Annotated in this window: 25 protein-coding genes; 3 read left to right on the top strand and 22 right to left on the bottom strand. The window is 67.1% G+C overall.

Annotated elements, in window-relative coordinates:
• Position 1 precedes the first annotated feature (1 nt).
• The 7 genes from G6N35_RS05840 to G6N35_RS05810 all read right to left on the bottom strand — a co-directional run bounded on the left by G6N35_RS05840 (position 2) and on the right by G6N35_RS05810 (position 8087).
• The gene (locus G6N35_RS05840; protein ID WP_163803403.1) at positions 2-1471 is read right to left on the bottom strand and encodes an HNH endonuclease signature motif containing protein; all 1470 of its coding nucleotides are present in this window, start codon (positions 1469-1471) and stop codon (positions 2-4) included.
• Positions 1472-1524: 53 nt separating this feature from the next.
• The gene (locus tag G6N35_RS05835; protein WP_163803402.1) at positions 1525-3009 is read right to left on the bottom strand and encodes a prolipoprotein diacylglyceryl transferase; all 1485 of its coding nucleotides are present in this window, start codon (positions 3007-3009) and stop codon (positions 1525-1527) included.
• Positions 3006-3818, bottom strand: coding sequence for a tryptophan synthase subunit alpha (trpA, locus tag G6N35_RS05830; protein WP_163803401.1), 813 nt, complete (start codon positions 3816-3818; stop codon positions 3006-3008). The genes G6N35_RS05835 and trpA overlap by 4 nt, the downstream gene beginning before the upstream one ends.
• Positions 3815-5086 carry a tryptophan synthase subunit beta gene (trpB, locus tag G6N35_RS05825; protein ID WP_163803400.1) on the bottom strand — a complete coding sequence of 424 codons (1272 nt, stop codon included), beginning with the start codon at positions 5084-5086 and terminating at the stop codon, positions 3815-3817. Before trpB ends, trpA begins: the two co-directional genes overlap by 4 nt.
• A 3-nt stretch (positions 5087-5089) precedes the next feature.
• Positions 5090-5908 carry an indole-3-glycerol phosphate synthase TrpC gene (trpC, locus tag G6N35_RS05820; RefSeq protein ID WP_163803399.1) on the bottom strand — a complete coding sequence of 273 codons (819 nt, stop codon included), beginning with the start codon at positions 5906-5908 and terminating at the stop codon, positions 5090-5092.
• An 80-nt stretch (positions 5909-5988) separates the two neighbouring features.
• Positions 5989-6570, bottom strand: coding sequence for a TIGR02234 family membrane protein (locus G6N35_RS05815; RefSeq protein ID WP_163803398.1), 582 nt, complete (start codon positions 6568-6570; stop codon positions 5989-5991).
• A complete protein-coding gene (locus G6N35_RS05810; RefSeq protein WP_163807487.1) occupies positions 6567-8087 on the bottom strand; it encodes an anthranilate synthase component I in 1521 nt (506 codons plus the stop codon). Before G6N35_RS05810 ends, G6N35_RS05815 begins: the two co-directional genes overlap by 4 nt.
• Positions 8088-8140: 53 nt before the next feature.
• Here G6N35_RS05810 and G6N35_RS05805 point away from each other — a divergent pair, with 53 nt between their 5' ends.
• A complete protein-coding gene (locus G6N35_RS05805; RefSeq protein WP_163803397.1) occupies positions 8141-8605 on the top strand; it encodes a peroxiredoxin in 465 nt (154 codons plus the stop codon).
• A gap of 13 nt (positions 8606-8618) precedes the next feature.
• On the opposite strand, the gene G6N35_RS05800 is transcribed toward G6N35_RS05805, so the two are convergent.
• Complete coding sequence (locus G6N35_RS05800) at positions 8619-9332, bottom strand: LysR family substrate-binding domain-containing protein (protein WP_163803396.1); 714 nt, start codon at positions 9330-9332, stop codon at positions 8619-8621.
• A gap of 29 nt (positions 9333-9361) precedes the next feature.
• On the opposite strand from G6N35_RS05800, the gene G6N35_RS05795 reads away from it, so the two are divergent.
• Positions 9362-9745, top strand: coding sequence for a DUF5997 family protein (locus tag G6N35_RS05795; protein WP_163803395.1), 384 nt, complete (start codon positions 9362-9364; stop codon positions 9743-9745).
• A 7-nt stretch (positions 9746-9752) separates the two neighbouring features.
• Here the strand turns inward: G6N35_RS05795 and G6N35_RS05790 are convergent, their stop codons facing one another.
• The 5 genes from G6N35_RS05790 to G6N35_RS05770 form a co-directional block, all read right to left on the bottom strand.
• Complete coding sequence (locus G6N35_RS05790; protein ID WP_163803394.1) at positions 9753-11069, bottom strand: lipase family protein; 1317 nt, start codon at positions 11067-11069, stop codon at positions 9753-9755.
• A 57-nt stretch (positions 11070-11126) separates the two neighbouring features.
• Positions 11127-12287 (bottom strand): acyl-CoA dehydrogenase family protein, encoded by a 1161-nt coding sequence (locus G6N35_RS05785; protein ID WP_163803393.1) that lies wholly within the window; start codon positions 12285-12287, stop codon positions 11127-11129.
• A gap of 28 nt (positions 12288-12315) precedes the next feature.
• Entirely contained in the window at positions 12316-13728 is a 1413-nt protein-coding gene (locus G6N35_RS05780; protein WP_163803392.1) for a phytoene desaturase family protein, read from the bottom strand.
• Position 13729: 1 nt separating this feature from the next.
• Positions 13730-15523, bottom strand: coding sequence for a DUF3556 domain-containing protein (locus tag G6N35_RS05775; protein ID WP_163803391.1), 1794 nt, complete (start codon positions 15521-15523; stop codon positions 13730-13732).
• A gap of 98 nt (positions 15524-15621) precedes the next feature.
• Positions 15622-17070 carry a class I adenylate-forming enzyme family protein gene (locus G6N35_RS05770; protein WP_163803390.1) on the bottom strand — a complete coding sequence of 483 codons (1449 nt, stop codon included), beginning with the start codon at positions 17068-17070 and terminating at the stop codon, positions 15622-15624.
• 183 nt (positions 17071-17253) lie between these two features.
• On the opposite strand from G6N35_RS05770, the gene G6N35_RS05765 reads away from it, so the two are divergent.
• Positions 17254-18474, top strand: coding sequence for an RsbRD N-terminal domain-containing protein (locus G6N35_RS05765; RefSeq protein ID WP_163803389.1), 1221 nt, complete (start codon positions 17254-17256; stop codon positions 18472-18474).
• Here the strand turns inward: G6N35_RS05765 and G6N35_RS05760 are convergent.
• The 9 genes from G6N35_RS05760 to hisD are packed head-to-tail and all read right to left on the bottom strand — an operon-like array spanning position 18471 to position 25616.
• The gene (locus G6N35_RS05760) at positions 18471-19253 is read right to left on the bottom strand and encodes an SDR family NAD(P)-dependent oxidoreductase (protein WP_246224222.1); all 783 of its coding nucleotides are present in this window, start codon (positions 19251-19253) and stop codon (positions 18471-18473) included. The genes G6N35_RS05765 and G6N35_RS05760 overlap by 4 nt on opposite strands.
• 4 nt (positions 19254-19257) lie before the next feature.
• Complete coding sequence (gene hisI, locus G6N35_RS05755) at positions 19258-19608, bottom strand: phosphoribosyl-AMP cyclohydrolase (protein ID WP_163803387.1); 351 nt, start codon at positions 19606-19608, stop codon at positions 19258-19260.
• The gene (hisF, locus tag G6N35_RS05750; protein WP_163803386.1) at positions 19605-20378 is read right to left on the bottom strand and encodes an imidazole glycerol phosphate synthase subunit HisF; all 774 of its coding nucleotides are present in this window, start codon (positions 20376-20378) and stop codon (positions 19605-19607) included. The genes hisI and hisF overlap by 4 nt, the downstream gene beginning before the upstream one ends.
• A complete protein-coding gene (locus tag G6N35_RS05745; protein WP_163803385.1) occupies positions 20378-21181 on the bottom strand; it encodes an inositol monophosphatase family protein in 804 nt (267 codons plus the stop codon). The genes hisF and G6N35_RS05745 overlap by 1 nt, the downstream gene beginning before the upstream one ends.
• Positions 21181-21915: a bifunctional 1-(5-phosphoribosyl)-5-((5-phosphoribosylamino)methylideneamino)imidazole-4-carboxamide isomerase/phosphoribosylanthranilate isomerase PriA gene (gene priA / locus G6N35_RS05740; RefSeq protein WP_163803384.1), complete on the bottom strand. Its 735-nt coding sequence runs from the start codon at positions 21913-21915 to the stop codon at positions 21181-21183. Before priA ends, G6N35_RS05745 begins: the two co-directional genes overlap by 1 nt.
• Positions 21916-21917: 2 nt before the next feature.
• Positions 21918-22538, bottom strand: coding sequence for an imidazole glycerol phosphate synthase subunit HisH (hisH, locus tag G6N35_RS05735; RefSeq protein ID WP_163803383.1), 621 nt, complete (start codon positions 22536-22538; stop codon positions 21918-21920).
• Complete coding sequence (gene hisB, locus G6N35_RS05730) at positions 22535-23161, bottom strand: imidazoleglycerol-phosphate dehydratase HisB (protein ID WP_163803382.1); 627 nt, start codon at positions 23159-23161, stop codon at positions 22535-22537. The genes hisH and hisB overlap by 4 nt, the downstream gene beginning before the upstream one ends.
• Positions 23158-24291: a histidinol-phosphate transaminase gene (locus G6N35_RS05725; RefSeq protein ID WP_163803381.1), complete on the bottom strand. Its 1134-nt coding sequence runs from the start codon at positions 24289-24291 to the stop codon at positions 23158-23160. Before G6N35_RS05725 ends, hisB begins: the two co-directional genes overlap by 4 nt.
• Entirely contained in the window at positions 24288-25616 is a 1329-nt protein-coding gene (hisD, locus tag G6N35_RS05720) for a histidinol dehydrogenase (RefSeq protein WP_163803380.1), read from the bottom strand. Before hisD ends, G6N35_RS05725 begins: the two co-directional genes overlap by 4 nt.
• Positions 25617-25692: the final 76 nt, after the last annotated feature.

The raw sequence follows: 25692 nt of genomic DNA, 5'->3' as shown, positions 1-25692 counted from the left end.
GTTAGAAGGGCGGCGGGTCGTCCTCGGCGTCGGCAGCAGGCGGCGCTGGGCCGAAGATGACGCTGTGCCGGTCGCGCCGCTCGTTGCGGTTGCGGTTGCGTTCGCTGGTAATGGCGTGGGCACGGTTCTGCGCTCGCGTTGTCTTGCGCCGCGGCATCATGACACCGCGGTCGGCCCCGGCCGGGTTGGGATCGGGATGACCTCGCAGATGCCGCGGCCGGGTCGGGGCGCACAGAGTCGGGAACAGCAGCGCGCTTCCCGGGGTGGTGATGTACGTGCGCCCACCCGGAAGACGCCAGATCACCGTGCCGTCGGGGAGCTGTTCATCGCGCCAGCCCCAAAACGTTTTGAGCAAATGATGCACGCGGCATAGACATTTCAGGTTGCCGGCGTGGGTTGGGCCTTGCGGGAATGGGATCGTATGGTCCACATCGCAGACGGCCGCAGGTCGATCACAGCCCGGTGCGCGGCACGTCAGGTCTCGCGCTCGTACGAAGTCGACCAACGCCTGCGAAGGTCGATATCCGGCCTCCGCGGGGCTGGAGGTGAAGTCAAAGAGCGGGCACAGCTTCGCCTGCTGGGCCAGCTCAGCGACCAGTTCCGCAGAGATCAACGCGTTGCTGCCCATCAAGTACCCCGGAGTGTCCGCGCGGCCCTCTACCGTGGCCTGCTCGGCAACGAGGTGGATGACGACACCTCCGGTTGACGGCTGCAGCCCCGCGGCGCAGTCGGCCAGCCCGCAGCGGCAGGCCAGCCGATCCATACCCACCGCCAACGCCCCCAACGCATCCGCGCGGCGCTGCTCCTTGGTGCGCGGATCGTCTCCGCACACCGTGGCCGCCACGGCATCCAACCGCTGGTCCAGTGCCGCGGCGTCCACCGAACCCACCCGCCCGTCGAGTTTGGCCGTGCCATCACCGTTATCCCACACCGAGACATGCCGCTCCTCGAGATGCTCCCGGGACCGGCGCAACGCATCGCGGTCATGGCGGGCCACCACTTGGTCGATCTCACGATCCAACCGGCCCCGCGACATCGACGGCCATCGACTGACCCGGGCCGCCAACTCGGCATCTACCGCGGCCATCACCGCCTCATCGGAGATGCACTCGGTGCGAAACACGATCGCGGCGAACACTCCCAGGTCGATATCCCCGGCCTCGAATACCGCAGCCACCGCAGGCAGCCGCAGCATCGCCGTCGCGTAGTTCATCACACTGCCGGCCTTGGCCAAGCTGACCCGCAATGCCGCAGCGATCTCTGCGCCGACCGCCGCCCAGGTGTCAACTGCCCAATCCGCGCGCTCGCCACGCTGCTCCCGGCGCATCTCGAAGAGCTCACACACCGCGCGCAATCGAGCCGCGGCCGCGCGATTCTCGGACCGCGTAGCGCTGACGAGACGTGCCGTCACCTCCTGCGAAGCCGCGGTGACCGGCGGCTCCCAGTACTCGTGATAGGCACTTCCGAACATGTGTTCGAGTATGCCACGGGCATGTGACAGGATTCCGTAGGAACGGCTACGGGTTAGTCCCGCCGGGTCTCAACTCCCCAAAGGATCCGGCGCACGGTGCCTGCGAAGCCGCGACGCTGCGCAGCGGGCTCGGTTGTCGGGGCTGGCTCGGGTTCTGGTTCGGGCTCGGCCGCGGGCTCCGCTTCGGGCTCGGCCGCGGGCTCCGCTTCGGGCTCGGCCGCGGGCTCAGGCTCAGGCTCGGGTTCAGCCTCGGGCTCGGCTTCTGGTTCGCCCTCAGCCTCGGGCTCCGCTTCGCGCTCGGCCGCGGGCTCAAGCTCCGCTTCAGCTTCGGGGTCTGGCTCTGTCGCAGGCTCCGCTTCGGGCTCGGCCTCAGCCTCGGGCTCCGCTTCAGCTTCGGGCTCTGACTCTGTCGCAGGCTCCGCTTCAGCTTCGGGCTCAGGTTCGGGTTCGGCCTCGGGCTCGGCTTCTGGTTCGGCCTCAGCCTCGGGCTCCGATTCAGGCTCTTGCTCAGTCTCAGCCGCTTCAGGCTCCTCGACGTCGCCGGCGGTTTTGGCGTCCTCTTGCTCATGCTCACCGGCAACGGTCGCGGCGGCGACGATGCCACTCCCCTTCGCAGCCGCCACCAACTCTTCGGCGAGCTCCTCGACCGGACTCTCCTCGTGGTCCGGATGGGTACCGCCGAGCGTGGCCGGATCCTCACGGCCCTTCGGCGCCAACATGATGTACACTACCGCGCCGATGAACACGAACACCGACGTGAACGAGTTCACCCGGATCCCGGCGATATGCGTCGCGGTGTCGTCGCGCATCAGCTCGACCCAGAATCGGCCCACGCAGTAGCCGGCCACGTATAGCGCGAACAGCCGTCCGTGGCCCAGCTTGAACCGCTTGTCGGCCCACAACAGGAACGCGAACACCAGCAGGTTCCACAGCAGCTCGTAGAGGAACGTCGGCTGCACCACCGCGGCCACCTGGCCGGTGGACACCCCGTCGAGCGAATGCACGTCGACCATGCCCGACGAGTCGCGCCGGTAGAAAATCTCCATCCCCCACGGCAGCGTCGTCTCGCGCCCGTACAGCTCTTGATTGAAATAGTTGCCGAGCCGGCCGATCGCCTGCGCCAGGATGATGCCCGGCGCGATCGCATCGCCGAACGCCGGCAACGGAATCCCCCTGCGCCGGCAGGCAATCCACGCGCCAACGCCACCGAGCGCGACCGCGCCCCAGATGCCCAGACCGCCGTCCCAGATCCGCAGCGCCGCGCCGATGCCGGCACCGCCCTCAGCGAAGTACGTTCGCCAGTCCGTCATCAGGTGATACAGCCGGCCACCGATCAGACCGAACGGCACCGCCCACAAGGCGATGTCGTAGATGACGCCACGCTCGCCGCCGCGGGCCTCCCACCGACGATCACCGAGAACCAGCGCCGCAATGATGCCGGCGATGATGCACAACGCATAGGCGCGGATCGGAATCGGACCCAGGTGCCAGACACCCTGCGACGGACTCGGGAAATAGGCCAGCACGGTCGTCGTCACGAAGCGGGCACCTTCTGTCGCACTCCAACAGCCAACTCTTCGGTCAGCGCCCGCACGGCCGGAACCCCGTCGGCCAATGCCGATACCAACGCGGATCCGACGATCACCCCGTCGGCGAACGAGGCAATCTCGGCGGCCTGCTCGCGAGAGCGCACGCCCAGCCCGACCCCAACGGGGATGTCGGAGACCTCCTTGACCCGCTGCACGAGTTGCGGCGCGGCATTGGACACCACGTCACGAGCGCCGGTGACACCCATCGTCGATGCGGCGTAGACAAACCCACGGCAGGCCTGCACCGTGCGCGCCAGCCGTTCCGGCGTCGACGAGGGAGCCACCAGGAAGATCCGGTCCAGATTGTGGGCTTCGGAGGCGGCAAACCACTCGTCGGCTTCGTCGGGAATCAGGTCGGGGGTGATCATGCCCAGTCCCCCGGCCGCTGCCAGGTCACGGGCCCACGCCTCGATGCCGTAGTGCAACATCAGGTTCCAGTAGGTCATCACGACCGGGCTTCCGCCCGCGGCGCTGATCGCCTCGACCGCACGCAGCGAGTCACGTACGCGCACCCCGCCCTGCAGCGCAACCTCGGTCGCCGTGGCGATCACCGGTCCGTCCATCCCGGGATCGGAGTAGGGAACGCCGACTTCGATGATGTCACAACCGGATTCGGTCATCGCGACCATCGCCTCGATTGAGGTCGGGACATCCGGGTAGCCGGTCGGCAGGTAGCCGATCAATGCCGCGCGACCCTCGGCACGGCAGGCGTCGAACACCGAACCGAGCCGCCCCGGCTGGCTGTGCACAACGGTCACGAGTCCCCCTTGGCCGGGCTGTCCATCAGCCCGAACCACTTGGCCGCCGTCTCGACGTCCTTGTCTCCGCGTCCGGACAGGTTGACCAAGACGATCGAGCCGGTGCCCAGCTCGGCCGCCAACTTCACCGCACCGGCCACCGCGTGCGCCGACTCGATGGCCGGGATGATCCCTTCCATCCGGCACAGCAGCCCGAAGGCGTCCATGGCCTCGACATCGGTGATCGGCTGGTACTCCGCACGCCCGATGTCCTTGAGGAACGCATGCTCCGGGCCAACACCGGGATAGTCCAAACCGGCGGAGATCGAATGCGATTCGATGGTCTGCCCGTCCTCGTTCTGCAGCAGATACGAGTACGAGCCCTGGAAGGCGCCCTTGGTGCCACCTGTGAAAGTGGCTGCGTGCCTTCCGGTTTCGACGCCATCACCGGCCGCCTCATAACCGACGAGCCGGACGTCGGGATCGTCGATGAAAGCGTGGAAGATACCGATGGCATTGGAGCCGCCACCGACGCAGGCGGTCACCGCATCCGGCAGCCGGCCGGCTTGGGCCAGCATCTGGGTACGCGCTTCCAACCCGATGACGCGCTGGAAATCACGCACCATCAACGGGAACGGATGCGGGCCGGCCGCGGTCCCGAAGCAGTAGTAGGTGGCATCGGCGTTGGTGACCCAGTCCCGGAAGGCGTCGTTGATGGCGTCCTTGAGGGTCTTCGACCCCGACTCCACCGACACCACCTCGGCGCCCAGCAGCCGCATCCGTGCCACGTTGAGCGCCTGACGGGCGGTATCCACCGCACCCATGTAGATCACGCACTCCAGGCCCAGCAGCGCGCAGGCCGTCGCGGTGGCCACGCCGTGCTGGCCGGCACCGGTCTCGGCGATCACCCGGGTCTTGCCCATCTGCTTGGCCAGCAGGGCCTGCCCCAGCACATTGTTGATCTTGTGCGAACCGGTGTGGTTGAGGTCCTCGCGCTTGAGGAAGATGCGCGCGCCGCCAACATGCTCGGACAGCCGGACCGCCTCGTAGAGGGGTGAGGGCCGGCCCGCGTAGTGGGTCTGCAGATTGTCGAGCCGATCCAGGAACTCCTGATCGGTGCGGGCCTTCTCGTACGCCGCGGTCACCTCTTCGATGACAGCCATCAGCGCTTCGGGTACGTACCGGCCGCCGAACACCCCGAAGTGACCGCGGGCGTCGGGATCGTGGGTGGTGGGCTCGGCAACGGCCGCGCTGGTGCGCGGCACGTTCGGAGTCGAGATGTCAGCCACGACTCAGCGGGCGGGTTTGGGGCAGGACGGATGGGCTCCGGCGGTCACCAGGTCGGCCACCGCACTGCGGGGATCCCCGCTGGTGACCAGACCCTCACCGACCAGAACCGCGTCGGCGCCGGCGCCGGCGTAGGCAAGCAGGTCGGCCGTACCGCGGACCCCCGACTCGGCGACCCGGATGATGTCGGACGGAAGGCCCGGCGCGATGCGCGCAAAGCAATCCCGGTCCACCTCCAGCGTCTTGAGATCGCGGGCGTTGACACCGATGACTTTGGCCCCGGCCTGCAGCGCCCGGTCCGCCTCCTCCTCGGTGTGCACCTCGACCAGAGCGGTCATGCCCAGCGACTCGGTGCGCTCGAGCAGTGACTCCAGCGCCGGCTGCTCCAGGGCGGCGACGATCAGCAGAAGCATGTCGGCGCCGTGGGCGCGAGCTTCGTGGATCTGGTAGGGCCGCACGATGAAGTCCTTGCGCAGCACCGGAATTCTCACCGCGGCACGCACCGCGTCGAGGTCGCCGAGCGACCCGTGGAAGCGGCGCTCCTCGGTGAGCACGCTGATGACCCGGGCACCGCCGCTCTGGTAGGCGCGGGCCAGTTCGGCCGGGTCTGCGATGTTGGCCAGCTGGCCACGTGACGGGCTGGCGCGCTTGACTTCCGCGATGACCGCGATCCCGGGGGCACGCAGCGCGGCAAGCACGTCGAGCGGGGCGGGGGCGGACTCGGCGGCTGCCTTGACCTCATCGAGGCTCACAATCGCCTCGCGGGCGGCAACGTCAGCGCGGACTCCCTCGATGATGGAGTCGAGCACGGTTGCCGAACTCATGCGAGTCTGGTCCCTTCTTGCCGGTTCTGACCATGACATTGATGTCCGTGAAAGGGTAGCGGCTCGGTACGTGTCACCCGTCACCGACCCTCGGTGTTGGCCTCGGTCGGATCGTGGCCCTCGTCGATGGCGTCCCACATGGTTCGTTCCGAGACTTCCCCAACCGGCGCGGTGGTCCGCCTGGCCCCGGGCGCGGCGTACTTGGCCGCGGCCTGCCGGGCGGCGCCCGCTGAACGCATCAGCAGTACCGCGGCCAGTAGCGCGCACACCGCAGCCGCCAACGTGACCACCGCGCCCAGCGAATGGCGCTGGCTGGCTACCAGGGACGCCACCGGCACCTGCGCCAGCTCAGCGGCACGCGGCCCCACGTCGGGCATCACGATCAGGCTGATGCCCAGATAGCCCAGCACCAGGCTGGCCGCCGCCACCAGGACCGCGACCGCCCGTAGGCCCCAGCCGTGGACGGCCAGGCCCGCCACCGCAGCCGCGAGCAGCAGCACGGCCATCGGTACCAGCGCGTTGGACCACGTCGCACCGTTCAGGGTCGCCGTCTTGGGTTGGCCCAGCCCGTCGAACGAGGTGACCGCAGCCCAGGGCAGTCGCGAAGCCACCCACAGCGCGATCGCCGAGATGACCAACAGCAGCTGCCCGATCCGGATCACGGGCTGCCCAGCGTCTCGGCGGCGGCGATGGCGTTGAGCACGGCCTTGGCCTTGTTGGCGGCCTCGTTGTATTCGTAGGGCCCGTTGGAGTCGGCGACCACACCACCACCGGCTTGCACGTAGGCGGTTCCATCGCGCATCAGGGCGGTGCGGATCGCGATCGCGAAATCGGCGTTGCCGGCGAAGTCGAGGTAGCCGACGACGCCGCCGTAGAGACCACGGCGGGTCTTCTCGACCTCTTCGATGAGCTCCATCGCCCGAACCTTCGGGGCCCCGGTCAGGGTGCCGGCCGGGAAGCAGGCCGTGACCGCGTCGAGCGCGGTGCGGTGCTCGGCCAGCAGGCCGGTGACCGTGGACACCAGGTGCATGACATGGCTGTAGCGCTCGATGTGGCTGTAGTCCTCCACCCGCACCGTTCCGGGCACGCACACCCGGCCCAGGTCGTTGCGGCCGAGATCGACGAGCATCAGGTGCTCGGCGCGTTCCTTCTCGTCGGAGAGCAGTTCCTTCTCCAGCAGCTGGTCTTCCTCTTCGGTCTGACCGCGCCACCGGGTTCCGGCGATGGGATGTGTTGTGGCCCAACCATCTTGCACCGTCACCAGCGCCTCCGGGCTGGATCCGACGATCGAAAAGGCCGTTCCACCAGACCCGTTGGGAATCTGCAGCAGATACATGTAGGGGCTCGGATTGGTCACCCGCAGCATCCGGTAGACGTCGATCGGGTCGACGTCGGTGTCCATCTCGAAACGTTGCGAGGGCACCACCTGGAACGCTTCGCCGGCCTCGATCTCCTTGACCAGGCGTTCCACGACGGCGCTGTACTCCTCCTGCGTCCGCTGTGAGCGGTGCTGCGGCGCGGGGCGCGAAAAGGTGGCCACCGAGGACGGCAACGGCTGGCCGAGGGCCTCGGTCATCACGTCGAGTCGGGCGACGGCGTCGTCGTAGGCCCAGTCGACCCGCTCGTCGCTGCCGTCCCAGTTGACGGCATTGGCGATCAAGGTGATGGTGCCCTCGTGGTGGTCGACGGCAGCCAGGTCGGTGGCCAGCAGGAGCAGCATGTCGGGCAGACCGAGATCGTCGACGGCCAACTCCGGCAGACGCTCGAGGCGGCGGACGAAGTCATAGGCGAAGAAGCCGACCATGCCGCCGGACAGCGGCGGCACACCCGCGAGCGGACCGGTCGACAGCAGCTCGACGGTCTTGCGGAGCGCCTGCAGCGGGTCGCCGCCGGTGGGTGCGCCGGTTGGTGTGGTGCCCAGCCAGACGGCCGCACCATCGCGGACCGTCAGCGCCGAGGGGGCGCCGGCTCCGATGAAGGACCATCGCGACCACGACCGGCCGTTCTCGGCGGACTCGAGCAGGAACGTTCCTGGGCGATTGGCGGCCAGCTTTCGGTACGCCGACAGGGGTGTTTCGCTGTCGGCAAGCACCTTGCGGGTCACCGGCACCACGCGATGTTCGGCGGCCAGAGCCCGGAACTCGTCGCGCGTGGTGGTGACGGCGAGGTTGGAATGCACGGCTACATCTTCCCAGACTCCCGGCGCCGGATTCACCGGCGTAGCCTGCACCCATGAAACGTGGTGACCGTGTAGCCGACTTCGAACTGCCGGACCAGACCGGCACTGTTCGCTCGCTGACCAGCCTGCTCGCCGACGGGCCCATCGTCCTGTTCTTCTACCCCGCCGCGATGACACCCGGATGCACCAAGGAAGCCTGCCACTTCCGTGACCTGGCATCGGAGTTCGCCGCCGTGGGCGCCTCCCGGGTCGGGATCAGCACCGACGAGGTGGACAAGCAGGCCAAGTTCGCCGAGTCGCAGCGGTTCGACTACCCGCTGCTGTCGGACGCCGACGGTGCGGTGGCCACTGCGTTCGGCGTCAAGCGCGGCCTGCTGGGCAAGTTCCTTCCCGTCAAGCGCACGACGTTCGTCATCGACACCGACCGCACCGTGCTGGACGTGATCTCCAGCGAGGTCAACATGGACACCCACGCCGACAAGGCGCTCGAGGTGTTGCGGGCCCGCAAGACGGCCTGAGCGCCGAGCGGATTCAGCGCTTCCCGCGTTTGGGCGGATCCGGCTTGCGGGCGACCTTTCCCGCGGCGGCACGGGCGGCCTGGCGGGCCAGTGTCTTCTCCCGGGCGCTACGTTTGGGGATCGGCGCGGTAACCCCCCGCGACGAGCCGGGCTTGCGGCCCCGCACGATCCCGATGAACTCCTCGACGAGCTCGCCCTGCGGTCCCGCCCGCACGGCCAGCACCACCGCGCAGGTGGGTGCGCCGACGATGGGCCGGTAGGTCAGGTCCTTGCGGTGGTGCAGCCGCGCCAGTGACTGCGGCACGATCAGAACTCCGAGCCCGGCAGCGACGAGTTCGACTGCCGCTTCGGTGGTTTCGGGCCGGTGCTCGAGCGCGACGCCGGGGGCCGATGACCACGGCACCACATCGTCGAGCGGGATCAGCCGCGGTTCTTCCGCCAGGTCGGCGACACTCACCTCATCGGCCGCGGACACCAGGTGGTCGGTGGGGACGACGACGACGGTCGTCTCGTCGTAGAGCGGGATGACGGCCAGCCCGGTGGTGTCCGTCGGCAGCCGCAGCAATGCGGCGTCCACGGCCCCGGCGCGGACCGCGTCCGCCGCCTCCGCCGCGGCGAGTGGGGACAACGTCAGCGGAATACCAGGGTGGCGCTGCGCCCAGTTACGCGCCCACTTCGCCGGCGTCGCACCCGGGACGTACCCGACGTTGATGCAGGGGGCGGTCACCGCCTCAGGCTACCGATACCCTTGACCGCATGAGCAGGCCTGACGCGCAGTCCATGAAGCCCGCCACGGCGGCCAAGAAGCTCGACGTGTACCTGCCGGCCACGCCCGGGGATTTCCAACAGAACGCCATCACCCGTGACGAACTGGCGGCGCTGCAAGCCGACCCACCGCAGTGGCTGAAAGATCTGCGCAAGAACGGCCCGCACCCGAAAAACCTGGTGGCCGCCAAGCTCGGCGTGTCGATCGCCGGCCTGGCCCGCGGCGGGGTGACCGAGGCGCTGACCACCGAGCAGATCAACGAGCTGCTGGAGGCCAAGCCGGAGTGGCTGGTCGCCGAACGCCAGAGCTACCAGAACGTGCTCAGCGAGGAACGCCGGCTCAAGGCGCTGCGCGCCGAGAAGGCCAAGGGTTGACCGCCACTCAGAAACCTCCGCAGTTGGGAGTGGTCGGCAGCCCGTTGAAGCGGTCTGCAAGCCACTGCATGTTGCGCTCTCCATCGACATAGAGCGGCAGAAGATTGTTGATGTCCAGCTTGTTGAACAGCGGGGGCTGCTCGTTGGTCCAGAACTGGACGTCGGCGCCCATCGAACACCAGTCAAGAGCGGTCTGACGGGCCGGCTGGTACGGGACAAGCGGATCCCAGCGGTTGTGCGAAATGTAAACCGGCCCAGTTGGTTTGACGTTGCCTATCCGTTGCGCGGCGAGCAGGCTCTTGAACGGGTCATTGGATACCAGCGCACCGAGATCGGTATTGAACCAGTAGTCCAGGTGCCGGAAGGCGTAGTCGACGCCCCCTTGCAACAGGCAGGTGTGCCCCGACCAGTCCAGCATCTGCAGGCCCCTCGGCGTCAGCGTGTCGCGGATTGACTGCTCGGTCTGCGGATAGGAGGCGATGATCCCGCGAAGCAGGTAGCCGGCCAGAACCGCGAAGAAATTTCCGTCGATGCCGGGGATGGTGGCGGCGATGTCGGTCACGGGCGCGTCGGCCATGGTGCCCACGACCTTGAGTTCGGGAGCGTAGGTGGCGGCCTGCTCGGCGGCGGACAAGGATGCCTGACCGCCCGAAGCGTATCCCCAGAACGCCACCGGGCCGTCGGGCTGCAGCGAGGTCTCCGGCAGCTTCTTGGCCGCTCGGGCTGCATCGAGCAATGCCGTGCCGGCGGCTACCCGGTTGAGGAACTGGGGTGATTGCGGACCGTGTATTCCCATTCCGACGCCATCGGTGACCACCAGGGCGAATCCGCGCGCCAGCAAAGTAGCGAAGAACCCCTCCTCCATGTTGAGCATCAGATCGAAACCTTGGGAGAAGTGAATCCCCTGGTCGAACAGCCTCGACGGCGCACACTGCTCCCCCGCGCCGTAGGGTCCCGTCGCGTAGGCCAACAGCGGACGTGGACCGCTGCCCTGCCAGGGCACACTCGGCTCGATATAGGTGCCGGTCACCGCGACGGGGGCGCCGTTGGCATCGGTGCTGCGGTACATGATCCGGGTGCCCGATCCCATGTAGGCACCGAGTTGACCGGACGGTTCGAGCACGATCCGCTGGGGCTCGGTGCGAATCAGATCGCCCGGCTTGCCGGGCGGGAGTGGTGCGGGTGGCGTGTAGAACTGCTCGTACTGGCTGTCATCGGCCGCCGCGTGCCCGGGAGTCACCCACGACGCGGTGCCGACAATGACTGCTATCACGACGGCCAGCGATATGGTCGCGCGGCATCTGCGCAGCACAAAGGAAGTCATGTACACGTTGAGTCCTCGATAGCTTGGGAAGGGTGAATGGAAACTCGGCGCCGACGGTCAGCGCTTCAGGAGTGAGCGGGCCATGACGACCCGCAGAATCTGATTCGTTCCTTCGTAGATCTGAGTGATCTTGGCGTCACGCATCATGCGCTCGACTGGGAAGTCGCGGGTGTAGCCGGCGCCGCCGAGGAGCTGCACCGCATCGGTGGTCACCTGCATGGCGACATCGGAGGCAAAGCACTTCGCGGCCGCGGCGGTGAAAGTCATGTCCTTCTCTCCCCGTTCGGCTCGCGCGGCTGCGGCGTACACCATGAGTCGCGCGGCTTCGATACGCATCGTCATCTCAGCGAGCATGAACTCGACGCCCTGGAACGAACTGATCGGCTTACCGAACTGTCGACGGTGCTGGACGTAGTCGAGTGCGAAATCCAAGGCACCCTGGGCAATCCCGACCGCCTGAGCACCGATCGTAGGCCGGGTGTGGTCGAGCGTGCGCAACGCCGTCTGGAACCCTGTTCCGGGCTCGCCGATGATGCGATCCAGCGGGATGGTGCAGTCCTCGAAGTACAGCTCAGCGGTCGGCGATCCCTTGATTCCGAGCTTCTTCTCCAGTGGGCCGACGGTGAAGCCGGGATCGTCCTTGTGCACGATGAACGCCGAGATGCCCCGTGATCCGGCAGCGGGGTCCGTGACCGCCATGACCGTGTACCAGGTCGACCGGCCACCGTTGGTGATCCAACACTTGGAACCATTGATCACCCAGTGGTTTCCGTCTTCGCGGGCGCGGGTGCGCATCGACGCGGCGTCCGATCCGGCCTCACGCTCGGAAAGCGCGTAGGAAGCCATCGCTCCGTCGGCGACCGAGGGCAATACCTGCCGTTTGAGTTCGTCGGACCCGCTGAGCATCAGGCCCATCGTGCCCAGCTTGTTCACCGCGGGGATCAGCGACGAGGAAGCGCAGACCCGGGCTACCTCCTCGATGACGATGCACGCAGCCACCGCGTCGGCGCCCTGTCCGCCGTAGTCCTCGGGAACGTGGACGGCGTTGAATCCAGAAGCGGTCAGCGCCTGGAAGGCTTCGTCGGGAAACCTGGCCACCTCATCGACATCGGCGGCGAAGGGCGCGATCTCCTTCTCCGCCAGCGCTCTGATCGCCGAGCGGAGCTCATGGTGCTCCTCGGGCAGCGCGAACACGGAGTCAGTGGGTAGAGCGGTCATAGTATTTTCTCCTGGTCTACTGGTGCACTCACGCCAGCTCCCGCATGGCGCGTCGCGCGGCTTGTACTCCGCACATGCCGTGGGCTCCGGGCCCCGGCGGCGTCGCGGCCGAGCACAAAAAATGGCCCTTGACACCGATGTGATAGGGCCGCGGGGTGATGCGCGGCCCGAACACGAGCTGACGGATGTCCTTGGCTCCGGTCAGGATATTGCCGCCTACATAGTTGGAGTTCGCTGTCGAGAAGTCGGCCGGAGTGATGACCCGGTGGGCGACAATCCTGTCCTGGAAGCCGGGTGCAAACCGTTCGATCTGATCTACGACAGCCTGGTAGGCATCACCTGTATAGCTCTGTGGCACATGGGCATAGCAATAGATCGGGTGGAGGTCACCCACCGATCGGCCCGGGTCAGCGAGATACTGCTGTCCGACGAGCACGAAGGGACTGGCCGGCATTCGGCCCTCGGCGACGGCGCGTTCCGTGCTGGCGATCTCGGCAAAGGTCCCGCCCAGATGCACGGTGCCAGCTTGGCGCGCCTCCGGGGCGGCCCACGGAACACCGCCCTCGACCGCGAAGTCAACCTTGTACGCCGCCGGCCCGTAGCGGAATCGGCTGAGAGCGCGGGCCACTCGTGGCGGTAGCCGATCACCGAGAATCCTGACCAACGCCGTCGGGGCCACATCCCACATCACCACATCGGCGATGGGGAGTTGCGTGAAAGACGTCACCTCCAAACCGGTTTCGATCTTCCCACCCAGTTCCGCGAGCAAGGCGACCATCGCGGCCGCGATGGCCTGTGAGCCACCGATCGCGACGGGCCATCCGTCGTGGTGCCCGGCGGTGAGGATGCCAAGGCCGACGGCTGCACTCAGCGGGCGGTCCAGGCGCTGAAACGCATGCGCGGCAACGCCCCCGAAGAGCGCTCGTGCACGTTCGGTTCGAAACACCGCAGCCAGGGCCGTCGCCGGCAACACAGCGGGTAGCCCGAACCGCGCCATCTTGACCGGATGACTCGGTAGCCGCAGCAGCGGACCCATGATGTCGAACTTGGTTTGTCCGTAATCCTGTGCGGTCCGCTCGAACAGCCACCGCCAGGCTCGATCGTCGACACCCAACTGCTCGGCGGTGCGGGTGACCGAGCGGAACAACGCGCCGGCAGTACCATCGTCGAGCGGATGGGCACAGTCGACCTGCGGCCACGCCCAACGCAATCCGTACTTCTCCAGGCTGTGTCCACCCAGGAATGGTGACCCCACCGCCATGGGGTGGATTGCTGCGCAATGATCATGCAGCATCCCGGGGATCAACGCCTCACCGGATCGCATCCCGCCACCCGCTTCGTCGGTGGCTTCCAGGACGGTCACGTCCACGCCCGCCTCGGCGAGGGTGATCGCGGCCGCCAACCCGTTGGGGCCGCCACCCACCACTACTGCTGTTGACACGTCAGGACTGGGTCGCGACATGCGGCGTCACCTGGTCGGCAGATCGGCTCCAGGTAACCTGGTGCTCGATCGGTCCGTCCGGCAACCACGGAAGTGCGGCCACCGCATCGCTCACCCGCCACGTGCCCCGTTCGATCACACCCAACGCCGCGTCGATCACCTGATACTGCTGGGTGCCGCGGTGGATGGGCTGCGATTCCACCCACACCACGATCCACTCGCCAGGAGCGAACCCGACACGGGACTGCACGGCATTGATCAGATCGATGTTGTGCAGATGTCCGTCGCCGAAGTTGAAGCCAATCATGGAGTTACAGGCGAACTCGCCCTCGCGGATGGTCCACCGATCGATATCGACGATGTACTTACGCAGCAGCGAGAACAAGCCGCGCCCCTGGCTGTGCATCGAACGCCAGGCGATGGTCTGCTGCATCGTAATCTCGGCAACTGCGGGAGGATAGCCCATCGCCTGCAACTGATCGACCTGGTTGAGGGTGGGTCGGTGCTGGATCTCGTTGAGCTTGGCTTCGGCCCCGGGAGCGAACGCCCACAGCGCCGAGGCCCAATTGCCGGCGTACTGCCGCATCGAGGGCAGGAAGGAGACCAGGTCTGGCCGCAGGTTGCCCAGGACTGGAAAGAATGCCAGCGCAACCACAATGCCCAGTGCCAGCCACGGGGACGACATGTCGGTCAGGGCGTAGCCGTTCCACGCCGGGAAGCCGACGAACAGAAAGACCGTGAGATAGGCGAACAGCGCGTTCCACTCCAGCGGTACAGCGAGCGGGAACGTCGAGAAGATGAACAGGTGGAAGCAGACCATCAGGATCGCGGCCGCTATCGTCACCGCCCTGTTCGTCGAGAACAGCAGGACAAGGGGTGCTGCGATCTCGACCGTGGAACCAAGAATGTGTGCCACCAGACCGGCCGTGTGAGACGGCCGAATATCGTCCGGAAAGTTCCGGTAGTGCAGCCGCTTGATGGTCTTGGACAGCATCCACGGGGTGTTGGAAATCATCGGCGGGATGACATTGGTGAAGTGACGCCCGAACTTGGAGATACCGGCACCTACCCACACCACGACGATGAGCAGCTTTGCCGCGACGATCATGTCCACGAACGGCAGGGTGGCGAAGAACACCAGCGCAGGCAGGTACTGTTCCCCCCTGGCTGCCAGGAAGATCGTCTTGTCGCGTAGCCCGCACACGATCAACAACGCAATCGGGGCGACCAACAGGGACGGATTGATCAGACCCGAAGTATTCTGCGGCAGAACAGTACTCAGCGAGGCATTATGGCTTCCTGGGAGCGCGATGGCGACTACGAGGCTGACCAGCAACGCCAGGTAGAGCGCGACGTCGACGATGGTTCGTTCGTCACCGTTGGTGAACGGCACGCGGCGCCACGGTCGAAGCCGGATCGTTCCTGGCCGACTCCAAAACAGGACACCTCCGGTCATCGGCTTGAACTTTCCGGCGATGGGTCCCCACGAACCCGCCAAGCCCAGAACTTCGAGAAGTACTGTCCAGAGGATCAGCTTCTGATACACGATGGGGACGTTCCACCATTGCGTCACGTCCCAGAACGGACCGACCCCGGAGGTCCAGGTGGCCACCGCTGCACCGCCGATGACATAGAGGAACAATACCTTGACGATGTAGATCGTCGGGATCATCTTCGGCGACCCAAAGCCATAGTCAACCCAATGCAGCGCAAGGGCTTTCACCCGTTCTTGGAGTGGCCGGTCGAGAAAGGTCTCGACGTCTACGGGCGGGAAATTGCCCTCCTTGAAACCCATGGGATCAACCTTTCGTCACTGTTTTCTGGGTAGCGGAATCAGACCGCCCGTCCAGCAGGTGGTGGACGGCGGTGAATGTCGGTGTCGCTGGCGGCGGGTCAGCCGGTGGCGACCAGCTTTCGCAGAGCCTTCTTGTCGACCTTGCCGACGGGGTTGCGCGGCAACGAATCCGTCAACCGGACCGCGACCGGCACCTTGACCTTTGTCAGGCGTTGGCGGCAGTGCTCGAGAAGATCAGTATCGGCCGCTTGAGCACCGGGCACCGCCACGACGTGGGCAACCGGGACCTCGCCGAGAACCGGATCGGCCATGCCCACCACGGCGGCCTCCAGCACGGTGGGATGGGCGTGTAGAACATTCTCGATCTCCTTGGGGTACACGTTCTCGCCGCCGCGAATGATGAGATCTTTGATCCGGTCGACGAGCACCAGGTAGCCGTCGGCGTCGAAGTAGCCGACGTCACCGGTCCGCAGCCAGCCGTCGACGATCGTCTCAGCGGTGGCGGCCGGCTGCCCAAGGTAGCCACGCATCACATTGGGACCGCGCACGGCGACCTCGCCGGGAGCGTCGTCGTTGCGCAGCCGGCCATCGGAGCCGAGTATCCCTACCGTTTGACCCGGTAGCGGCCGCCCGACGGTACCGGGTTTACGCGGTCCAGCAACCGGATTGAGGGTCGACGCGCAGGTGCCTTCCGACAGGCCGTAGCCCTCCACGACCGGCACACCGAACCGCGCCTCGAATCGGCCGATCAGTTCCGCGGGCATGGGTGCGGCACCGCATACCACCAGGCGTAGCGAAGACATGTCGCAGTGCTTGTCGGGTTGAGCGACCAGCATGGCGTAGATGGCCGGTACCGCCGAGAAGTAGGTCGGCCGAACCTGCTCGATGAGATCGAAGAAGGTCGATGCCGAGAACCGCGACGTGATCGTGGCCCGCCCGCCCGCCAGCATTACCGAGAGAATGCTCACCACGATGCCGTTGACGTGGAACAACGGCAGTATGAGCAGGCTGTGATCGGCGGCAGTGAGGTCGAGTGCGCCGATGATCATCCGCGCCATTGCGCTGAGGTTTGCGTGGTCGAGCATGACGCCTTTGGGTCGGCCGGTGGTGCCGCTGGTGTAGATCACCAGCGCCAGATCGCTGTCCGCCGACACAACCGTGCGCGGGCCGGCTGGATCGGCGGCGCTCGCGCCGCTCAGCTCGCTGACATCCAGGCAGCCCGGTCTTCCGTCAGCCGCGATCACGACCACCGCGTTGGCGTCCTCGATTTGGTAGCGGGCTTCTTCGGTGGTCAACGCGGGATTGACCGGAGTGACCGCGGCGCCCAGCCGCCACGCGGCAAACAGCGTGATCACGAGATCAACACAGTTCGGAAGGCATACCGCCACAATCGAACCGGGCCCGACACCGTGGTCCCGCAGCACTGAGGCTGCGGCCGCTACGCGCCTGGCGAAGGTCTGGTTGTCCAAAACTACCGAGTCATCCGCCAGGCAGGGGCCAGTCGGGTCGCCAGACGCGCGGGCCTTCGGGAGATCAGCGATCGACAACGAGGTCACCTCACATTGGTCTCGGTATGTGACTCACACAACATCGTCGAACCTAAGACTGGTCGACAGCCGTCACCACGGTCCAGCGGACCAGCAATCGAGCTCACAGTTGTACCCACGGCACAAAGAAGGACAGTCGGACAAACTGCGTCCGAGATCCACCGGTGGGTCTAGATTCCCAGCATGCCCGACACCGTGGAAGACGTTGTGCGCTCGACCGGCGCCAGTCTCAAGGAACAGCTCGCCACCCGTACCGGCGCCATGATCACGATGTTCGTCGAGGCCATTCCCGAGTTCCATCATGACGACGAAGTCGAGCAGCTCATGGTCGCCAGCACGTCGTCGAACCTGACAGCGATCGTCGACATGCTGGCACTCGGTATCTCGCTCGACGACATCACCGTGCCGCCCGCCGCAGTGGAGTACGCCCGCCGATTCGCTCAGCACGATCTCTCGCTGGAGGGCCTCCTGCGCGCCTACCGGCTTGGGGAACACATGTTTGTTCAATGGGCCATTGCCGATATTGCCGATCTCAACTTGCCCGCCGCCACCGCATTGGCCGCAACGAGCCGCATTGCTCTGATCGCAAACAGCTACATCGATCGGGTGATCGAAGACATCATCGACATCTACGAGGACGAGCGGCGACGCTGGGATACCCGCACCGATGCCGCTCGAGCCGCCGCTCTCAAAGCCGTCCTCGAAGGGCCTGATATCGATCTGCGCGCGGCTGAGCAGATGCTGTCAACGTCGTTGCGGGGCTGGAATGTGGCGGCCTGCATCTGGTGTCCAGGCGGGGAGGTGAGCCTCCCAAGGCTGCTGCGCATCGGCACCGCCGCGATGCACGACGCGACGGGTGCCGGCGCGATGAGTGTGTCGGTCGACGATCAGCATGGCTGGGTCTGGGCGTCCTCCGCGGGGCGACTCACTGTAGACCTCGCCGCGCTGACCAACGCGATTCGGACCGAAGCTGGAATCTACCTGGCAGTCGGCAGGGCTGCTTCAGGTCTGGCCGGGTTCCGCCAGACCTTCCGAGAAGCCGAAGCAGCTCGCAAGGTCGCGCTGACGAGCCGACGACGGGAACGCGTGACGCTGCACTCAGACGTCGGCCTCGCGAGTCTGGTGGTCGACCGCCTGTCCGATGTCGATGTCTGGGCCCGCCAGGTGCTGGGCGGGTTGATCGGAAGCGACGACACATCTGCCCGACTTCGCGAAACACTCCGTGAATTCCTCGACAGCCAGGGAAGTTACACCGACACCGCAGCACGAATGCACGTGCACAAGAACACTGTTCACTACCGTGTGCGGCAGGCCGAGGAACAGCTGGGGCGTTCGGTCAACGAACAGCGACTCGAGACCGAGGTCGCCCTACTGTTGTGCGAACAACTCGGGCTAGCCGGCTAGGCCGACGTGTCCGCCGGAAAACAGGATGTCCGTCCGCCATCGGCGACGACGTTGCTGCCGGTGACATAGCTGGCGTCGTCGGACAGCAGGAAGGCCACCACCGCCGCGATCTCGTCGGGCTTCGCGATGCGCCCGAGCGCGACAGTGGCTTCGGTATCCGCGCGCGCCCGGGCAGGGTCGGCGGCGGTGGCGAATTCGGTGGCCAGCATCGGGGTGTCGGTCACGCCCGGCGAAATGCTGTTGACCCGGATCGCGTACTGCGCCCACTCGGCGGCCAACACCCGCGTCATCGACAGCACACCGCCCTTGGTCGCCGTGTAACCCGCCAAGCCCGCCTGGCCGAGGATGCCCAACTCCGAGCCTGTCAGCACGATCGAACCACCGCCGTGCGGGATCATCCGGCGGGCGGCCTCCCGAGCCACCAGGAAACTACCGGTCAGATTCACCTGCACCTGCCGCAGCCACACGTCATCAGACATCGAAAGGGCAGGCGCCACAACGGAAATACCCGCGTTGCTGAAAGCGGCCTTGACCGGACCCAGCGTTTCAGCCTGGTCATAGGCCGCCTCGACCTGGGCGGGGTCCGTCACGTCCGCGGGTATGGCCAGAGCAGTTGACCCGGTGGCCCGGCAGTCCTCGGCGGCCAACTCGAGATCCTCGTCGTCCAGAGCGACCAGCGCGACCGTGGCACCGTCTCGGGCGAGCCGCAGTGCCGTGGCCCTGCCGATCCCCGAGCTGGCACCGGTGACGACGACTACCCGATTCCCGAAGCGCGACATCGTCTTAGTCTGCGTCATCGCCGAGCAGGACGTCGGCGTCGAAGCAACTGTGGTCACCGGTGTGGCACGCTCCGCCGACCTGGTCGACCTCCAGCAGCACCGCGTCGCCATCGCAGTCCAGCCGCACGCTGTGCACGTGCTGGGTGTGACCGGACGTCGCACCCTTGACCCAGTAGTCGTTGCGGGAACGGGAGAAATAGGTGGCTTCGCGGGTTTCCAGTGTGCGGGCCAGGGCTTCGTCGTCCATCCAGGCGATCATCAACACCGTGCCGGTGCCACGCTCCTGAGCAATGGCCGCGAACAACCCGTTGGCATCCCGCTTGAGCCGCTTGGCGATATCGGCGTCCAGGCTCATCTCATGACCAACCCTTCGCGGGCCATCGCCGCCTTGACCTCGCCGATGGTCAGCTCGCGGAAATGAAAGACGCTGGCTGCCAGGACCGCGTCGGCGCCGGCCTGGACCGCGGGAGCGAAGTGCTCGACAGCGCCGGCTCCACCGCTGGCGATCACCGGCACCGTCACCGCCTTGCGCACCGCCTTGAGCATCGCAATGTCGAAACCGGCCTTGGTGCCGTCGGCGTCCATCGAATTCAGCAGGATCTCACCGACGCCCAATTCGGCTCCCCGGGTGGCCCATTCGACGGCGTCGATGCCGGTCCCCTGCCGTCCGCCGTGGGTGGTCACCTCCCAGCCCGACGGTGTCGGGGCCGAGCCCGCCGGGACTGTGCGGGCGTCCACCGACAGCACGATGCACTGCGATCCGAACTGGCGGGACAATTCGGCGAGCAGGTCCGGACGCGCGATCGCCGCGGTGTTCACCGACACCTTGTCCGCCCCGGCCCGCAGCAGCGAGTCGACATCAGCCACCGAGCGCACGCCGCCGCCGACGGTCAGCGGGATGAAGACCTGCTCGGCGGTGCGGCGCACCACATCGAGCATGGTGGCCCGTCCCGACGAGGACGCCGTGACGTCGAGGAAGCACAGTTCGTCGGCGCCCTCGGCGTCATAGGCCGCGGCGAGCTCGACGGGATCGCCTGCATCGCGGAGGTTTTCGAAGTTGACGCCCTTGACCACCCGCCCGGCGTCGACATCCAGGCAAGGAATCACACGTACCGCTACGTCCATTACCGGTAGTCCTCCGGGGAGCCCACTCGATCCAGTATCTCCATGATGTGCTCGTGCACCCCCGGCGCAGCCGCCAGCGCCGAGCGTGACGACGCCGTCCACTGCTCACCGGACAGGTCGGTGACGATTCCCCCGGCCGCCCGGATCAGCGCCACGCCCGCCGCGTGGTCCCAGATGTGGTCGCCGAAACTGATGGCACCGCCCAGGACTCCGGCGCCGACGTAGGCCAGGTCGATTCCGGTGGCGCCGTGCATCCGCAGCTTCGAGCAGACCCTGCTGAGGTTCTCGAACACCGCCAGCCGGTACCGGCCCGGGAACCGGCCGCCCCAGTCGACGTTGAAGGTGCCGATCCCGATGACGCACTGGGCGATGTCGGAATGCGCGATCGGCGGCTGCGCGACCCCGTTGAAGATCACCGGGCCGCCCTGCACCGCGGTGTAGCGCTGGTCGGTGAACGGCAGCCAGGTCAGGCCCGCGACCGGTTCGCCGTCGCACAGCAGGCCGAGCAGGATCGCGGCCATCGGCGAACCCGCCGCGTAGTTGAACGTGCCGTCGATCGGGTCGAGCACCCACACCAGCGGCGAATTGATGTCGGCGCCGCCGAACTCCTCGCCGTGCACCCCGATTCCGGTGGCGGCCTCCAGCGCCTTCACCACCTGGCGTTCGATGGCCAGGTCGACCTCGGTGGCGAAGTCGTTGCCCTTCTTCTGCACGGCAGAGTCGGCCCGATGCCCCGCGACGAACGGTGCGGACGCCTCGTCGAGGATCACCGCGGCCTGCGCCACCAGGGCGTCGAGATCCACTACCGGCTCACCGCGGCCAACGCCTCCGGCAGCGTGAAGCGGCCCGCGTAGAGCGCCTTTCCGACGATCGCACCTTCCACACCGCTTCCGGTCAGGGTCGCAATGGCACGCAGGTCGTCCAGGCTGGACACCCCGCCGGACGCGATCACCGGGGCGTCGGTGCATTCGGCGACGCCCTCGAGCAGATCAAGGTTGGGCCCGGTGAGCGTGCCGTCTTTGGTGACATCGGTGACGACGAAGCGCGAACATCCCTCGCTGTCAAGACGTTCCAGCACCTGCCACAGGTCGCCGCCGTCGGTCTCCCAGCCGCGGCCACGCAACCGGTGTTCACCGTCGACGATCTGGACATCCAGGCCAACCGCGACCTTGTCGCCGTGCTCGGCTATCGCGGCCGCGCACCACAGCGGATTCTCCAGCGCCGCGGTGCCGATGTTGACTCGGGTGCAGCCGGTAGCCAGTGCCGCCTTCAGCGATTCGTCGTCGCGGATACCGCCGGACAGTTCGACTTTCACGTCGAGCGCTCCGACCACCTCGGCCAGCAGCTCACGATTGGAGCCGCGGCCGAACGCCGCGTCCAGGTCCACCAGGTGGATCCATTCGGCGCCGTCCCGCTGCCAGGTCAGCGCTGCGTCGAGCGCCGAACCGTACTCGGTCTCGCTGCCGGCCTTACCCTGCACCAGGCGGACCGCCTTGCCCTCGACGACGTCGACGGCAGGAAGAAGAATCAATGCCACTCTTAAAGCCCCTCAACCCAATTCGCGAGTAGCGCCGCACCGGCGTCGCCACTCTTCTCCGGATGAAACTGTGTGGCCGACAACGGACCGTCCTCGACGGCGGCCAGGAACCGCACGTGATGGGTCGCCCACGTCAGCAGCGCGTCGGGTGCGCCCTCCCACGTCTGCGCCGCGTAGGAATGCACGAAATAGAACCGGGTGTCGGCGTCCAGCCCCTTGAACAATGTGCTGCCCGGCGCGGCGTCGACGACATTCCAGCCCATGTGCGGGATCACCGGGGCGTCCAGCCGCGTCACCGATCCGGGCCACTGCCCGCACCCCACCGACTCGACACCGAACTCGACACCGCGGGAGAACAGGATCTGCATGCCGACACACACCCCGAGCACCGGCCGGCCGGCGGCCACCCGGTCAGCGATGATGTGCTCCCCGCCGATGCCGCGCAGCCCGGTCATACAGGCTTCGTAGGCGCCGACCCCCGGGACCACCAGACCGTCGGCCGCCATCGCCGCGCCCGCGTCCGCGGTGACCTCGACGTCGGCCCCGACCCGTTCCAGTGCCCGCTGCGCCGAGCGCAGGTTGCCCGATCCGTAGTCGAGCACCACCACCGATTTTGCTGTCACAGTGCGCCTTTGGTGGACGGCACGCCGACCACCCGCGGATCTGGCTCGACGGCTTGGCGCAGCGCACGCGCCACCGCCTTGTACTGGGCCTCGGTGATGTGGTGCGGGTCGCGCCCGTAGAGGGTCCGCACGTGCAGGGCGATGCGGGCGTTGAACGCCAGCGACTCGAACACGTGCCGATTCACCACCGTGTGGTACGGCACGCTGGAGCCGGCAATGGTGAACTCCACCATGAACTCCGGCTCACCGGTGTGCACGAAGTACGGCCGGCCGGACAGGTCCACGGCGGCGTGCGCCAGGGTCTCGTCCATCGGGATGTAGGCGTCACCGAAGCGACGGATGCCCTTCTTGTCGCCAAGAGCCTGACCGAGTGCGGTACCGAGCACGATCGCGGTGTCCTCGATGGTGTGATGGCCCTCGATGTCGACGTCGCCGCGGGCGGTGATCGTCATGTCGAAACTCGCGTGGGTGCCCAGCGAGGTGAGCATGTGGTCGAAGAACGGCACCCCGGTCTCGACCCGGACATCACCGGAGCCGTCCAGGTCGAGCTCGACGACGATGTCGGATTCCTTGGTCTTGCGTTCGACCTTCGCGCGGCGGGCCGGGGTCTCGATGGCGGTCATGATGCTCCTAGGTGAGCCAGTTCGGTGCCGGCCAGCTGTGCGCTGACGGCAAGGAAGGCGTCGTTCTCGTCGGCCAGGCCGATGGTGGTGCGCAGATATCCGGGAATGCCGACATCGCGGATGAGGACGCCGTTGTCCAGGTAGCGCTGCCAGGCGCCGGGCGCATCGGCAAATTCGCCGAACAGCACATAGTTGGCGTCGCTCGGGATGACCCGGTAGCCCTGCTGTTCGAGGGCGGCGCTGACCCGCTGACGCTCGGCGACGAGTTGCGCGACACTGCCCAGCGTGTCGTCGGCGTGACGCAGCGCGGCGCGGGCGGCGGCCTGGGTGACCACTGACAGGTGGTAAGGCAGGCGGACCAGCAGAACGGCGTCGATGATCGCCGGGGCGGCGACCAGATACCCCAGCCTGCCGCCGGCGAAGGCGAAGGCCTTGCTCATCGTGCGGCTGACGATGACCCGCGCCGGGTACTCGTCGATGAGCGCGATCGCGCTGGGCTGGCTGGAGAACTCGACGTAGGCCTCGTCCACGATGAGGATGCCGTGCGTCATGGCGTCCAGTAGCCGGCGCAGGTCGTCGAGCGGGATGCTCTGCCCCGAGGGATTGTTCGGGCTGGTGACGAAGACGACATCCGGGTTGCGGTCGGCGATCGCGGCGATCGCGGTGTCGACGTCCAGGCTGAAGTCGCTGGCGCGCGCCGAGGCGATCCACTCGGTCTGGGTTCCGCCGGCGATGATTGAGTGCATCGAATACGACGGCACGAAGCCGATCGCGCTGCGGCCCGGGCCGCCGAAAGCCTGCAGCAGCTGCTGCAGGATCTCGTTGGAACCGTTTGCCGCCCAGACATTCTCGACGCCGACGTGCACGCCGGTCTCGGCGCGCAGGTAGGCGGCGAGGTCTTCACGCAAGGCAACCGCATCCCGGTCGGGATAGCGGTGCAGGTCGGCGGCGGCGGCCTGCACCGAGCGGGCCACGTCGTCGATCAGGGCCTGGCTCGGCGGGTGCGGGTTCTCGTTGGTGTTCAGCCGTACCGGAACGTCGAGTTGCGGTGCACCGTACGGCGACTGGCCGCGCAGATCGTCGCGCAGCGGTAGATCGGACAGCGCGACGCCGGCGCCGGGCACTGTCATCTCTCGAACCTCCGGCGGACCGCCTCACCGTGAGCCGGCAGGTCCTCGGCCTTGGCCAGCGTGATCACATGGCCGGCAACGTCCTTGAGGGCGGCCTCGGTGTAGTCCACGACGTGGATGCCGCGTAGGAAGGTCTGCACCGACAGTCCGCTGGAGTGCCGGGCGCACCCGGCAGTGGGCAGCACGTGGTTGGAGCCCGCGCAGTAGTCGCCCAGGCTCACCGGCGACCACGGCCCGACGAAGATCGCCCCGGCTGCCCGCACCCGGCCGGCCACCTCGTTGGCCGCGACAGTCTGGATCTCCAAATGTTCTGCGGCATAAGCGTTCACGACCTTGATACCGGTGTCGACGTCGTCGACAAGCACGATCGCCGACTGCTTGCCGGTCAGCGCCTCGGTGACCCGGGCGCGGTGCACGGTGGTCTGTAGCTGGTTGGCCAGTTCGGTATCGGTGGCATCAGCCAAGGCCGCGCTGTCGGTCACCAGCACGCTGGCCGCCATCACGTCATGCTCGGCCTGGCTGATCAGGTCGGCGGCGACGTGCACCGGGTCGGCGGTGTAGTCGGCCAGGATCGCGATCTCGGTCGGGCCCGCCTCGGCGTCGATGCCGACCTGGGAGCGGCAGATGCGCTTGGCTGCGGTGACGTAGATGTTGCCCGGCCCGGTGATCATGTCGACCGGCGCCAGTTCGGTGCCGTCGGTGTCGGTACCGCCGAAGGCCAGCAGGGCCACCGACTGCGCCCCGCCGACCGCCCACACCTCGTCGACGCCGAGCAACCGGGCGGCAGCCAGGATGGTCGGATGCGGCAGTCCACCGAATTGCGCCTGCGGCGGGCTGGCCACCACCAGTGATTCGACCCCAGCCGCCTGGGCGGGGACCACGTTCATCACCACGCTGGACGGGTAGACGGCGTTGCCACCGGGCACGTACAGGCCGACCCGCTCGACGGGGACCCATCGTTCGGTGACCGCGGCACCGTTGTCGAACAGCGTCGTGGTGTCGGTGCGCCGCTGATCCGCATGCACGGCACGGGTGCGCTCGATGGCCACCTCCAAGGCGGTCCGCACCGCAGGGTCGAGCGCGGCGAGCGCGTCGACCAGCGCGGACACCGGAACCCGCACCGCAGCGGGCCGCACCCCATCGAACTTCTCGCCGTACTCCAGTGCGGCGACGGCACCCCGGGCCGCGACATCGTCGACGATGGGGCGCACGGTGGGCACGACGGCGTCGACGTCCACCCCGCCGCGCGGCAGCGCCGAGCGCAACTGGGCGGCGGTCAGGTTCTGGCCGCGCAGGTCGATCCGGGACATCGCGAAGCTGGTCATCACCGCAATTGTCCCGTATCGGTGCACCCGAATAAAAATCGATTGGGCGCGGACGGGGGCAGCCCCGATACTGCGG

Source organism: Mycolicibacterium anyangense (genome assembly GCF_010731855.1).
Taxonomy (GTDB): domain Bacteria; phylum Actinomycetota; class Actinomycetes; order Mycobacteriales; family Mycobacteriaceae; genus Mycobacterium; species Mycobacterium anyangense.
Note: the sequence above shows the minus strand (reverse complement) of the source record. Positions and strands in the feature narration are given on the sequence as shown.